Source organism: Brucella rhizosphaerae (assembly GCF_002252475.1).
Lineage (GTDB): Bacteria > Pseudomonadota > Alphaproteobacteria > Rhizobiales > Rhizobiaceae > Brucella > Brucella rhizosphaerae.
Window position 1 is genome coordinate 20,634 of sequence record NZ_NNRK01000033.1, and the last position, 12,109, is coordinate 32,742.

A 12,109-nucleotide genomic window follows, 5' to 3' on the forward strand; every position below is an offset into this window, starting at 1 on the left:
AGATTTCGCCGTTTACTTGAAGAGCAATGGCAGCGCAACAGCATTGCGCGACTTAGCAATAGCCGTCGGGGGAGCCGGTACGGGCGAGGCGTTGCGCGTGGCCTCGAGCGCCATCTGATCCAAAGCTGAATTGCCCGACGAAGCAACAAGCTTAGTAGAGAGTATATTCCCAGCCGGATCGACGATGATTGAAACCTGTACCAAACCTTTTGCACCACGCCCAATTTTACGCTGAAGCGAACGCGTCTTGCGCTGCATATGGGCTTGCAATTTGGACTGCCACTTATTGGAACTGACACCAGCCGAGGCATTATTTTCGCCACTACGATTGGCTGCTGCCTTTGCGCCTGCATCAACATCCATGCGTGGCGCGCTTGCCTTACGCGTTTCCTTGGCTGGTTCCGCCTTCTTGGGCTTTGGCTTTTCAACCTTCTGAACCGGCTTCGGCTTCTCAGGCTTTGGCTTTTCGACCTTCTTTTCTGGCTTCGGCTCAGGCTTCTCGATCGGCAGCGGCACAGCCACTTCCGGCGTTGGCGCTTCCACCACATCCGGAATCACTTCTTCCGGCTCCTTGACAGGTTCCGGCTCAGGCTCAGGTTCTGGCTCTTTGATTTCTTCCGGCACCGGTTCTGGCTCAACCTGTTCTTCAGGCTCAGCAGCTGTTTCCTGCTGTGGTGCCTCAGAGGCCACCTCTTCCATGGGCGCTTCAGGTTCAGGCGCAAGCTCGATCATCATGGCCGCGACCTGCGCGCCATCTGGTTGATCTTCTTCTTTCGCCATATGCACAGCATAAGCACCAGCAGCATGTACACTGAGAACGATGATCCCCGCACCAATCCAACGCCCTGCATCATGCCAGAAGGAATGATGATGGCTGTCGGTCGACGCCACATTTTTTATAGGGGGGTGTTCGGGCGGAAGTCTGTTCATTACTGCGCTCCCTGCGTAGTAGGAACTTGAGCTGGGGCTGGTGTTGAGCCATCGGGCGTAGCAGCGCCAATGGTTTCAAGTCCGACAAGCGCGATCTTGAGATAACCTGCTTCACGGAGCAGGTTCATCACGCGCATCAGCTCGCCATATCCGACGTTCTTGTCAGCGCGCAGGAAGACGCGAGCTTCCTTGTTCTTCTCAGACACTGTGTCAAGCTTGGATCCAAGCCCCTCACGAACCACTGTGTCATTGCCAACGCTGACCGTCAGGTCTTCCTTGAGCGTCACATAGATCGGCTTGTCCGGGCGCGGCGCAGGTGTTGCGCTCGATGCCGGCAGATCCACATTGATATCAACCGTTGCCAAAGGTGCTGCAACCATGAAGATGATCAACAGAACCAGCATGACGTCGATGAACGGCGTCACGTTGATTTCGTGGTTCAGCTCCAGATCGTCGCCGTCGCCTTCGCGAATTTTGCCAGCCATAAGCCTTACTCCGCAGCGTGCAGCTTGCCGTCCGGCACACCTGCAGTCTTGAAGTCGAGATCGCGGCTCACAAGGCGCTCAACACCGGCAGACGCATCTGCCAGAAGCTGACGATAACCTGTGATAGCGCGAGCAAATACGTTGTAGATCACAACAGCCGGAATAGCGGCCACAAGGCCGATAGCCGTTGCGAGCAGTGCTTCAGCAATACCCGGAGCAACAACCGCAAGGTTGGTCGTCTGCGCCTGACTGATGCCAATGAACGAATTCATGATCCCCCAGACTGTGCCGAACAAGCCAACGAAGGGGGCCACCGAACCGATGGTTGCCAGAATACCTGTGCCTTTAGAGAGGCGACGGCCGGCCTTTGCTTCGATGCGCGACAGACGCGAAGAAACGCGCTCTTTAAGACCTTCGCCGCCTGCACGCGCCAATGCCGGGCTGGAGAGACGAACTTCATCTTCGGCTGCACGCACAAGAATTGCTGAAGGACCTTTTGCACCGTCGAGAGAACGGACCGCTTCAGAGAGCGTCGCGGAATGGCCAATCACCTTCATTGCGCGCTTGGCGCGGCTGCGTGCACCAGCAAGTTCAAGCGATTTGGCAACCCAAATCGTCCAGGTTGCCAGCGATGCAAGTGCAAGACCGATCATGACCGACTTAACGACCCAATCGGCAGCCATGAACATGCCCCAAGGCGAAAGATCATGTGGCAATACGAAAGCAGGCGCTGCTTCCGCAGACGTCACAGGTTGAGCTACTTCAGGTGCGGCCTGTTGGGTTGCAGCAGGCTCGTTTGATTGAGCTGTAGAAGGTGCCGCCGCTGGCTGTTCTGCTGGCTGCGTTGCAGGTGCCTGAGCCGTGGGAGCAGCATTACCTGCCGCCGGGCTTGTTGCGGGACTAGCAGGTGCCTGTGTTGCTGGCTCACTTGCACCAGGAGCGCCTGGCGCCGGTGTAGTTGGTGCTGGCGTAGTTGGTGCTGGGCTCGTTGCAGCCGGATTGTTAGTGGCAGGCTCGGACGTCCCTTGCGCAAGTGCAGAACCCGCAAATGCCAGTAGCCCCACGCCCATCGCCGCAGCCGTGAAGCCTTTTCGCCAGAAACCAGTCATCTTGATCGCCTTTTGATTGTTCAGGTCCGAGCGCTCATGACAGATCGTTCATGCAGACCGTCGCGCCGCTTGTCTGGCCTTTTCTTAACTCCCATTAACCTGATGATGCAAGTCATGTTTTGAATTTAATCGAATTTTCCCATCCTTGAGGTCCCAAAAACCAGCTGGATTGGGGCAGAAATACCTGTTGCATAAAAACGTCAAATCAGACGTGATATAGAGAATACGGACAGGCCGACATTTCTCGTAAATGGTTCAGGTCTGCCAGAGGCCTGTGGAGGACATGCCAATGATGTTCAAAGACATTCAGACCCTCGAAAATGCTGCACGCATGGCCATGGCTGGAAATGACGATCCATTGCCTGTGCAGCAGCGACTGTTGAAACCATCCCATTATGGCCTGGCTTTCATAACCTTGCTGGGGGCTGCCTACCTGCTTTTTGCATGAGGCGAGAAGATCACCCTGCCTTCTCTGGCGTCCGCTGATATTTACCATGACTTGCAGTAGGTCGTGCATTGAGTTGCTGACCTGCGGCTTTGCATGCAACCATTGGGCCTGAATAACGTTATCCCGGTTGAACAACATATGTTGCAGACCAGAGATCGAACAGGAGGCCTGATATGGCGCGCGGAACAACAAATACGCGTAAGATCGAGGAAAAACTCGAAGAAGCACTGGCGGATTCGACAACCGACGACCTTCAGTCGCAGGTCGAACAACTCAAGGAAGATATTGCAGCCATTGCTGCCACCTTGGCCAATCTGGGCTCGCAGACCGTCCGTGATGCGAAGCGAACCGCCAAGGAAACTTACAAAAGCGCCTATATTCAAAGCGAAGACGTGGTTGGCGACCTGAAAAACAAAGCTCAGGATGTTGAAGCACAATTGACCGAGACGATCCGCGCCCGGCCGATTGCATCGCTGGCGACGGCATTGGGCGTTGGCTATCTGCTTGCCCTTCTCTCACGTCGCTGATCCGCGCCATGCTGAAACTTTTGGCGCCAGTCGTGGCATCCCTTGCCGGTGAAGAGTTCAAGCTCCTCACCGGGCGAGCCAAGCGTGCCGCCATTTTTGGAGCGGCAATTGCTGTGTTCGGCCTCATCGCCGTCGTATTTCTTTGCGTCGCTGCTTTTCTGGCGCTTGCAGAAAATTATGGTGGACCGATTGCAGCACTCATTCTTGCGGGCCTGTCTCTGATCCTTGCTCTGCTTATTCTTGCCGTTCTGAAAATTCAGGCCGCAGCAGAAGAGAAGAGACGTAAGCAGCGTATTGAGGCAGACAAATCGGCCCTGATGGCAACCGCAGCAATTGCTACGGTACCGTCTATTCTGAAACGTCCGATACTGGCTGTTGCATTGCCTCTCGTAGGTATCGCACTCGTCAGCCTGCTTTCTGATAAGAAAAAGCGCTGAAGCGTATCGGCCAGGTTCAATCGAACGCGATGTGCTTTCATCAAAAATAGAAACAGCTCCCGTGACTTGTCATCGGGAGCTGTTCGTTATTGTCAGCTTTTTTATACGGCGGCTTCAGTTTCCCGCTCTTCTTTTGAGATCGCAAGTGAGGAAAGCTGAACAATCACACGCGTTCCAGAGCCACCTTGTGCGGTAGCATAAACCGGCTTTTCACCAAACTGCATGCAAAGCTGCTCAACGACCAGCGTACCCAACCCGGTCTGCTCCTTGGCACTCTCAGCTTCATCCTTCTGCCAGCCAATTCCGTTGTCTTCAACGATCAGCGCAGGTATTCCGGTTTCATCATCATATTTGAAGCTTACTGCAATCTGTCCTTCTTGCCGCCCCTTAAAGGCGTGCTTGACGGCATTGGTGATGAGCTCTCCAAGAATGATGCCAACAGTCGTGACGTCTCGTGCCTTGAGATCGAGCGGCGCAAAATCGGTCTGAAAGCTGATCTTGCGATCTTCACCGATAGCGTTGCGAATATCCTCAATAACGGTTTCCAGGAATTCGTCGATACGTGTCGATTCCATATCCTCCCCAAGACGAAGCCTGCGGTGAGCGGTGGAAACGGTTTGCACGCGATCGCGGGCAGCGGATAAGGCGGCACGCGCTTCTTCGCTGCGGGTCTGCCGCAATTGCAAGCCAAGCAGAGACGAAACAGTCGCAAGCGAATTGCCGATACGGTGATTGGAATCATGCAACAGAATTTCGACGCGCTTCCGCTCCCTTTCAGCAACGGCGCGTTCTTTCTCCAACTCAGCTGTTCGCTCACTCACCCGCTGTTCAAGAAGTTCTTTTTCCGAAAGCAGCGCCGACTGGCCTTCAAACAGAGCACGTGCTGCGCGCTGAACGCGTGAAAAAAGCAAAAAGCCCAGCACGACAGCGGAGGCAAGCGCGACAATCGAAGTCGCAGTCAGCCAGTAACGCATCTGGTCGATATAAGCATTGCGCTCGGCAAGTTCCTGTTCTTCAGTGGCGATGAACTGCGACACAGTATCGGAAAGCTGGTCCATGAGGACTCTGCCCTCATCACTACGCACTTTTTCAATCGCTTCCTGAACTTTGCCTGCCTTGGCAAGGTTGACAGTGGCACGCACATCATCATGGGCGCGCTCGACCAGCGCCTTGATCTTTCTGACGCGCGCATCCTGTTGTGGATTGCCTTCCGTCAATAAAGCAAGATCAGAGAGTGTCTGATCGATATTGACGATAGAGCGCTGATAAAGATCAAGATAAGCGTCATCCAATGTCAGAAGATAGCCACGACGGCTCATCTCGATATTTGAGGCAATACGGGTAACCCGGCCCACTTGCTCACGCAGTTCAAAATTCTTCGATATATCAACGACTTGGTTATTAACACCATAGGAGAGGAATAGCGTTATCAAGGCCGATAGCAAGACCAGACTAAGCGACACGATAAATGCTATCGGTCGTACGGAAGGTTTAAAAAGGCGATTTGAAAAGGCTGATGGCAAAGGTCAATCCACGATAGAACTATTACGCTCAGGCTTCGCGCGCAAAGGCGCCGAAAACAGTAGCGCTGCAACGGTTTGAAGCCGCAAACCATGGATTGAGTTTGATGTTTGAGCCCCGAAGCATCTGAGATGCGGTTTCAAACGTCAAATTCAATCCACCAGATTCATAAAATTGCTAATGGTCATTGAGATTCCGACATTTGCTCAATGCTTGTAATTGACGGATGCAAATGCCGAATCCAACCACCAGCGCCGACGACCATTACGGATCACCGGCGCTGGTTTAGCACGCAAATATTAGCAGAGCAAAATATTCAAGCAGCCATTGCAAAAAAGGACTCAGAGCATTCCCGGCAGAAGTGTGAACCGATTTTGCGCTGGACAACGCGTCGGTGATTCACTTTTACCGGAATAGCCCTAGGCAAAGCTTCTCAAAGTTGCGCGGGAAGAATTGGCATCAGGTCCGTAGTCTCCATCGCCCTCGATCTGCAATATTTCCTGCAGACGTGTGCGAGCCCGGCTGACACGGCTTTTGATCGTGCCAACAGCGCATCCGCAGATTTCGGCTGCTTCCTCGTAGGCAAAACCCGATGCACCGATCAGAATGATGGCTTCGCGTTGATCATCAGGCAACTGCTCAAGAGCCGCCTTAAAATCTTGCAAATCAAGCATTCCGTATTGTGCGGGATGCACGGCGAGTTGTTCGCTGAACACACCATCCGTGTCCTGCACCTCCCGACCGCGTTTGCGCATCTGGGTGTAGAACTCGTTACGAAGGATCGTAAACAGCCAAGCCTTCATGTTGGTTCCCAACTCAAAGGATTCCTGCTTGGCCCAGGCTTTCATTATTGTATCCTGAACGAGATCGTCAGCACGGTCAGGCTGCCCGATCAACGATACCGCAAACGCACGCAGACTCGGCAACGATGCCAGGAGTTCACGCTTGAATTGCGCCATCTCCTCAGCCGACGGAACCAGTGCTCTGCTCACGCGTACTCTCCTGTTCAGCCTGATCGAGTTTTTCCAACAGATCGAGAAAACGATCCGGAATTGTCTCATCCTGTATTGAAGTATAAAGCGCCTTGAGTTTCAATCCGACTTCACAGTTCGGCCCCAAAATGTCCTTCCGGACGCGCCCATTGAGCCGTATCTGGGCCCCGTTCGCTTGAAGGTTTTTTTTGTTCGTCATCTCTTGTTCATTCCAGGCAATAAGCCCTGTTTCAGTATTACCAAGCCCCAGCTTCACAGGCTAAATGCGCCTACTCTGAAAAAGTTCCCTGAATTATCACTTCATCATGGAACTTTTTTCAATCGGTGACGTTTTCGTATCATAATGCCGCGCTCTATAACATTCTCCGAGGCATTCGAGCCTTATTGTTTATGTAAAAAAACAAGAATTGCGGCACTGAGGAGTCCAAGAACCATGACGTTATCGACGCGTATTGCGCCGCACCTTCCCTATCTTCGCCGTTTTTCGCGTGCCCTGACAGGTTCGCAGGCATCAGGTGATGCCTATGTAGCAGCCACACTGGAAGCCTTGATTGCTGATATCAGCATCTTCCCGCCTTCATCCGCCGACCGGATCGCTCTTTATCGGTTGTTCTGCAATCTTTATAAAACAGCCGCCGTACAGATACCGGAACCTGCTTCCGAATTTGCATGGGAAAAACAGGCTGCACGAAATTTGTCCCACATCGCTCCGTTGCCACGACAGGCATTCTTGCTCGTCGCCGTCGAAGGTTTCAACGATCGTGAGGCAGCCGAAATTCTGGAATTGGATGAAGGCGAGTTTGGCCGGATTCTTGCAGACGCTTCTACTGAAATCTCGAAGCAGGTCGCTACCCGCATCATGATCATCGAAGATGAACCGCTGATTGCCATGGACATCGAACAGATGGTCGAAAGTCTGGGCCACGAAGTGGTTGGGATCGCGCGCACTAAGGATGAGGCGCTCGCGCTTTATAAGCAAGAGAAACCCCGCATGGTGCTTGCAGACATTCAGCTCGCCGATGGTAGCTCGGGTATAGATGCGGTAAACGAGATCCTGCAGGACGATACGGTTCCTGTGATCTTCATTACCGCGTTCCCTGAGCGCCTTCTTACAGGCGAGCGGCCCGAGCCAACCTTCCTTGTGACCAAGCCGTTCAATCCCGATATGGTCAAGGCGCTCATCAGCCAGGCCCTGTTTTTTGAGGAAGCCGCTCAAGTCGCAGCTTAAAGCCACAAGATTATAGCTCATAAGTCCGTGCCCCCTGCAAAGAAGTACTCTTTTCAGGGGCATTGGCTTACAGCAGATAATCATCCGCTTGAAAACGCGTGATTTTTTTGGGTCTGGACCTGCAAATTGTCTATTTCGAGGAACCAAAAGCACATACCGGGCGTTTCCCTTTCAATCAATGAAGAGGAGACCCATAATGCTTTATTACACTCTCGTTTTTCTCGTAGTAGCTCTGGTCGCAGGTGCCTTGGGCTTCGGTGGCATCGCTGGTGCATCAGCCGGTATCGCACAGATTCTGTTCTTCGTATTCCTTGCACTTCTCGTCGTATCGCTCGTTGCGTCGGCTATCCGCAAGGCATAAAGGATAGAGAGAATATTGCTGGTGGAGGGAAGATTTTATCCCTCACCCAGTCACTAAAGAGATCGCGCCGTTTTGTGGCTAAAGCCAACGGCGCGATCATTCGTCTTCAAGACAATCAGACGTTATTAAACTCTCAATTTCAAAACACTATTTTATCGATCACCGTGCCATTTTCATTCTATAGCAGACGGCAGTTGAGGCATTCATGACGGCATCAAACCCAACTCTCAAAGAAACTGAGCCGGATGCTTCACGATTGCGCGCATTGCTGCGAGCGGTGCGAAACAGCAATGTCTGCGTACTCTATCAAACATCTGATCTGCGCTACGCCTGGGGTGAAAATATCCCGTCCTACTGGCAAGAGAAATGGAAGGCCGGGGGGCAGGACTGCGATTTTATCTTCTCTACTTCCATGTCACGGCTTGATCACGCCAAACGCACAGCACTTGAGACCGGAACTGCACAAAATGTCGAGCTGGCCATTAATGATGGCGACAAGCTTCGCTGGATAGAGTTTCACATTGATTGTGATCGCGATGCTGATGGTAAAGTGCTGGGGCTCGTTACCACCGCCCTTGAAATAAGCGAATTGAAACGCCGCGAACAAGTGCTGAAAACCTTGTTGCGCGAAGTCAGCCATCGATCCAAGAACCTGCTTGCCATCGTGCAGAGCATTGCCAGTCAAACCGCCCGCTTTACCGATTCTGTCGATGACTTTCTTTTAAAATTCCGCGGTCGTATCCAGTCTCTATCCTATTCTCAGGATCTGGTGACTGATTCCAATTGGCACGGCGCATTGTTTCTGGATCTCGTTCGCTCGCAGATTGAGAAATATATCGATATCAATGATGAACGTCTGATCATCGAAAGTGATAATCCCTATCTGTTTCCGGGAGCGGCATTGCATGTCGGGCTTGCGCTGCATGAGCTGATCATCAACGCGACATCTTTTGGTGGGCTTTCCATCCCTTATGGGCGCGTCGTCATCTCGGCAAAAATCCACCGAACGGAAAAAGGCGACGAACAACTGGTCTTTCATTGGGAAGAGACCAACCCGTCAATGCCGGAAGTCTTTCAACATGACCCTCGCTTTGGCAGCGCCGTTCTGCAGCGCATCGTGCCCGCAGCCGTGGGTGGTCACGCTGAATATCGCGTGGATGGCACAGGCGCCGTCTATTCTCTTACAATTCCGGCTGAACAATTCGATTCCTGAAGAGAACGAATACCTTCAGGCCAATCTGACCTGTCACCCCATTCGAAATGACAAAAGAAAAGCCGTTATGGTCCTCACCACAACGGCTTTACTCTGAATATGCGGAACGCCAGCTGCATAAACGGGGGCGTCTGCGCGGCATTCTCGCTGTCCACTTCATACGGGGAGATTGAAGTGAACGATGAAGACTGCTTGCGGGGCGGGTTGCAGTCTTCACACCCAGAAAACGCCAATTGAGAGATTTGGTTCCCTCAGGATTTTATTTTTTTGCAATAAAGTTCGAGACGGTGGTGAACGATCTCATATCCCAGCGAACGGGCGATCTCTTCCTGCAGTTTTTCGATCTTGTCGGAGCGGAATTCGACCACATCGCCACTATCCATATCGATGATATGGTCATGATGTGCACCGCTCGCCTGCTCAAACCGGGACGGCCCACCAGCAAACGCATGGCGGTGAATAGCGCCCAGCTCTTCCAGCAGCTTCATCGTCCTGTAAACAGTGGACAGCGAAATGCTGTTATCAATCTCGACCGCGCGTCGGAAAATCTCCAGCGCATCCGGGTGATCTTCCGTCTCTGTCAATATGTTCAGGATGATGCGGCGCGGCCGCGTAATGCGGACACCAGCCTGCCTCAACTCCTGCTCATAATCAGGTTTCTTATACGATTCACTCATGCCAGGATTATGCACCGGCAACGCTCCAGTTGCAAATTTTTGCAACTGGAATGGGGGACATCTCCCCAGACCATTTATCCCGTACCCTGGAAAACAAGCTTCCTGTTGACGGGAAGCAGGTCTCGAGCAATTGAAAACTTATAGATAGGCAAGTGGTGAGAGGCTCAGAACAATTCCGATGAAGGCCACAGAACTGTGCCAGTAAAACAGACCCCAAAGACCGAAAACTATCCCCACCGGGGCGGTGTAAACGCAGAATATCACGAAATATCCATCATTGCCGACGCCGAAGAAAACGAGATAGTAGAAAATGAGTGCGGTTACTGCGCCAAATATCAGGGATATAATCGCCGAGAAGCACCAATTCTGCATCCTGACAGATTTTGCTTGATCCATACGCAGTCAATTTCTCGATCGTTCGTGAATTCAACGGCCAGCCTTATGCTAGCCATTTCGTTTGTGTGAAATAAAGTATCACGCCAAAAGTTTTGATTGTACCAAGGATATAGGTCCGATCGCCAACGGCGGCGTGTATCGCTTACGGTGCACCAACACGAAAATAGGTGCCGGCTGCAGTACCAAAGCCCCCAGACGTAGACCCATCGCAAAACGGTGTTGGAATTTTCAAGGTCGCCCCTTCAAGACGCAACACCAGAGGGCCGTTCTCGCCTTTAAATTCAGCTTCACCAGCAGTTTTCTGCTCAAGCACACCTTCAAAGCTGCACACCCAGCTCCCATTGGCCTGATCCGCAACATTCAACTTCACAGCCAATTGTCCCGACTTATTCCTTTCCACCTCAACCAGGCCCCATTCATTGCGCCAGTTGCCTTCAAGGGATGGGGTGCTGGTGACGGATATCCAATTGAGGAACTCTGCACGCATTTCTGTCCGGTCCAGCAAATCTGTCAGTTTGCTTTCTGGATTAGATAAACGACTTTCAAACGCCTCGGCGCGCAACCGAATGAAGTCACCCTGATCCACGCGAAGTGCGTTTTTCAATGCAGGATCGGCTCTTTCAATAAGTGCAGAATAAGCAATCGACATAGCCCTATCTGCCTCGGAAATTTCTTCCTTAGAACAAATTGCCTTTTCAGTTGCAGTGGAGGCCTTACCGCAATCAAACCCTGCTTGGGCTGATGCTGGAACCTGGGGAAATGCGTAAATTCCTAAAGCAGCGCACAAGACAACGGAATATTTCGTATGACGCATTTCTCACCCTCAGTGTTTCAGCTCTTCGTCTATCGTTGGCATCATTGTGATCAGTAGTAAGCTTGTACTGACTTTATGCTGTTTATCCACCTCATTAAGCAATGTCTGCTTTGAATGCCAGAGTTCTCCTGCCACCCCGGATATGAAGCCAGTGGCAACCGCTATAGAAACTCTTGATATGCTGGAAGATGGCCATTTGAGCTGCATGTCGAACATGAACGCCTGCGCGAACGCGATGCGGGTAGCGATGATTCCTGTTGTCTTATGTTGACATCGAAAACAGACTTGCGGTTTTACGGGAAAGCTTCAAACCGTCCTCCGTTGTTGTAACAGCAATGCATTTTAGCGCTTGAGCATTGTCGGAAAACCAGACGATGTAAGCGTGTTCGGATTTGCGATCCCTCTTGACCGCCTGTCACGCCTCTGCCAGTTTGCGGCAAACATGGGGGCAACTATGAAACGATTTATTCCAATCACTGTCAGCATCTGCGCGGTTGCATTGGTCACGGCATGTACGACCAGTGACACCTCCAAAGAAAGCAGTTCGGCACATATTGCTGCGGTTCCGCAGCAGGCACCAGCACCCAAGCTTATTGACAGCTACACCGCTCATATCAGCGAAAAAGATAAGGTCGATAATAAGGGTGTTAAGCTGACAGATGCAAAGGCAATCCTATTGCAAGACCGTAAGAACTATTACGATTTCAACCTGCGAGATAAGGGCGACACTCCGAGCAAAATATTCGCTAGCAAAGAAAATAGGTGGGGCGAAGGCAAGCCAGTTTCGGAAATGAAATGGGAACCTGTTTCTTCGGGTCGCCCTGAAAAGGGCTATCAATGGAAAATGCGGCAAGGGGTTGAATATGAAATCATCAAAGGCAACCCTGATTTGACAATCCAAGTATACAATGACGGCAACATTTACGTTGACCCGATGCAGCCGTATTAACCGCTACGGACGCCGATGGGAC

The 12,109-nt window shown here is 51.9% G+C and carries 16 protein-coding genes; 7 read left to right on the forward strand and 9 right to left on the reverse strand.

Going from position 1 to position 12,109, the window contains the following annotated elements:
- Nucleotides 1-12 precede the first annotated feature (12 nt).
- Genes CEV32_RS15890 through exbB form a run of 3 tightly spaced genes read right to left on the reverse strand, consistent with a single transcriptional unit; the run spans nucleotide 13 to nucleotide 2,524 of the window.
- Nucleotides 13-930 carry an energy transducer TonB family protein gene (locus tag CEV32_RS15890; RefSeq protein ID WP_094578102.1) on the reverse strand — a complete coding sequence of 306 codons (918 nt, stop codon included), beginning with the start codon at nucleotides 928-930 and terminating at the stop codon, nucleotides 13-15.
- The gene (gene exbD / locus CEV32_RS15895; protein WP_094578103.1) at nucleotides 930-1,415 is read right to left on the reverse strand and encodes a TonB system transport protein ExbD; all 486 of its coding nucleotides are present in this window, start codon (nucleotides 1,413-1,415) and stop codon (nucleotides 930-932) included. Before exbD ends, CEV32_RS15890 begins: the two co-directional genes overlap by 1 nt.
- 5 nt (nucleotides 1,416-1,420) lie before the next feature.
- Entirely contained in the window at nucleotides 1,421-2,524 is a 1,104-nt protein-coding gene (gene exbB, locus CEV32_RS15900) for a tonB-system energizer ExbB (RefSeq protein ID WP_094578104.1), read from the reverse strand.
- 289 nt (nucleotides 2,525-2,813) lie between these two features.
- On the opposite strand from exbB, the gene CEV32_RS23730 reads away from it, so the two are divergent.
- The 3 genes from CEV32_RS23730 to CEV32_RS15910 all read left to right on the forward strand — a co-directional run bounded on the left by CEV32_RS23730 (nucleotide 2,814) and on the right by CEV32_RS15910 (nucleotide 3,936).
- Nucleotides 2,814-2,972, forward strand: a complete 159-nt coding sequence (locus CEV32_RS23730; RefSeq protein ID WP_167382817.1) for a hypothetical protein — start codon at nucleotides 2,814-2,816, stop codon at nucleotides 2,970-2,972.
- Between the two features lie 173 nt (nucleotides 2,973-3,145).
- Nucleotides 3,146-3,499: a DUF883 family protein gene (locus tag CEV32_RS15905; protein WP_094578105.1), complete on the forward strand. Its 354-nt coding sequence runs from the start codon at nucleotides 3,146-3,148 to the stop codon at nucleotides 3,497-3,499.
- An 8-nt stretch (nucleotides 3,500-3,507) separates the two neighbouring features.
- Nucleotides 3,508-3,936 carry a hypothetical protein gene (locus CEV32_RS15910; RefSeq protein WP_094578106.1) on the forward strand — a complete coding sequence of 143 codons (429 nt, stop codon included), beginning with the start codon at nucleotides 3,508-3,510 and terminating at the stop codon, nucleotides 3,934-3,936.
- Nucleotides 3,937-4,037: 101 nt separating this feature from the next.
- Here the strand turns inward: CEV32_RS15910 and CEV32_RS15915 are convergent, their stop codons facing one another.
- The 3 genes from CEV32_RS15915 to CEV32_RS15925 form a co-directional block, all read right to left on the reverse strand.
- Entirely contained in the window at nucleotides 4,038-5,459 is a 1,422-nt protein-coding gene (locus CEV32_RS15915) for a sensor histidine kinase (protein WP_094578107.1), read from the reverse strand.
- A 417-nt stretch (nucleotides 5,460-5,876) separates the two neighbouring features.
- Nucleotides 5,877-6,416 (reverse strand): RNA polymerase sigma factor, encoded by a 540-nt coding sequence (locus tag CEV32_RS15920; protein ID WP_094578108.1) that lies wholly within the window; start codon nucleotides 6,414-6,416, stop codon nucleotides 5,877-5,879.
- A gap of 4 nt (nucleotides 6,417-6,420) precedes the next feature.
- Nucleotides 6,421-6,648 carry a NepR family anti-sigma factor gene (locus CEV32_RS15925; RefSeq protein ID WP_024895687.1) on the reverse strand — a complete coding sequence of 76 codons (228 nt, stop codon included), beginning with the start codon at nucleotides 6,646-6,648 and terminating at the stop codon, nucleotides 6,421-6,423.
- Nucleotides 6,649-6,882: 234 nt separating this feature from the next.
- On the opposite strand from CEV32_RS15925, the gene CEV32_RS15930 reads away from it, so the two are divergent.
- The 3 genes from CEV32_RS15930 to CEV32_RS15940 all read left to right on the forward strand — a co-directional run bounded on the left by CEV32_RS15930 (nucleotide 6,883) and on the right by CEV32_RS15940 (nucleotide 9,251).
- Nucleotides 6,883-7,677, forward strand: coding sequence for a response regulator (locus CEV32_RS15930; protein WP_094578109.1), 795 nt, complete (start codon nucleotides 6,883-6,885; stop codon nucleotides 7,675-7,677).
- 196 nt (nucleotides 7,678-7,873) lie between these two features.
- Nucleotides 7,874-8,038: a DUF1328 domain-containing protein gene (locus tag CEV32_RS15935; protein WP_094578110.1), complete on the forward strand. Its 165-nt coding sequence runs from the start codon at nucleotides 7,874-7,876 to the stop codon at nucleotides 8,036-8,038.
- A gap of 205 nt (nucleotides 8,039-8,243) precedes the next feature.
- Nucleotides 8,244-9,251, forward strand: a complete 1,008-nt coding sequence (locus CEV32_RS15940; protein ID WP_094578111.1) for a sensor histidine kinase — start codon at nucleotides 8,244-8,246, stop codon at nucleotides 9,249-9,251.
- A 251-nt stretch (nucleotides 9,252-9,502) separates the two neighbouring features.
- Here CEV32_RS15940 and CEV32_RS15945 read toward each other — a convergent pair whose 3' ends face one another.
- From CEV32_RS15945 to CEV32_RS15955, 3 genes are all read right to left on the reverse strand, one after another.
- Nucleotides 9,503-9,928 (reverse strand): Fur family transcriptional regulator, encoded by a 426-nt coding sequence (locus tag CEV32_RS15945; protein ID WP_024895691.1) that lies wholly within the window; start codon nucleotides 9,926-9,928, stop codon nucleotides 9,503-9,505.
- A 138-nt stretch (nucleotides 9,929-10,066) separates the two neighbouring features.
- Nucleotides 10,067-10,324 carry a hypothetical protein gene (locus CEV32_RS15950; protein WP_235818839.1) on the reverse strand — a complete coding sequence of 86 codons (258 nt, stop codon included), beginning with the start codon at nucleotides 10,322-10,324 and terminating at the stop codon, nucleotides 10,067-10,069.
- Between the two features lie 142 nt (nucleotides 10,325-10,466).
- The gene (locus tag CEV32_RS15955) at nucleotides 10,467-11,138 is read right to left on the reverse strand and encodes a lysozyme inhibitor LprI family protein (RefSeq protein ID WP_094578113.1); all 672 of its coding nucleotides are present in this window, start codon (nucleotides 11,136-11,138) and stop codon (nucleotides 10,467-10,469) included.
- A 382-nt stretch (nucleotides 11,139-11,520) separates the two neighbouring features.
- Here CEV32_RS15955 and CEV32_RS15965 point away from each other — a divergent pair, with 382 nt between their 5' ends.
- Nucleotides 11,521-12,087, forward strand: coding sequence for a hypothetical protein (locus CEV32_RS15965; protein ID WP_094578115.1), 567 nt, complete (start codon nucleotides 11,521-11,523; stop codon nucleotides 12,085-12,087).
- Nucleotides 12,088-12,109: the final 22 nt, after the last annotated feature.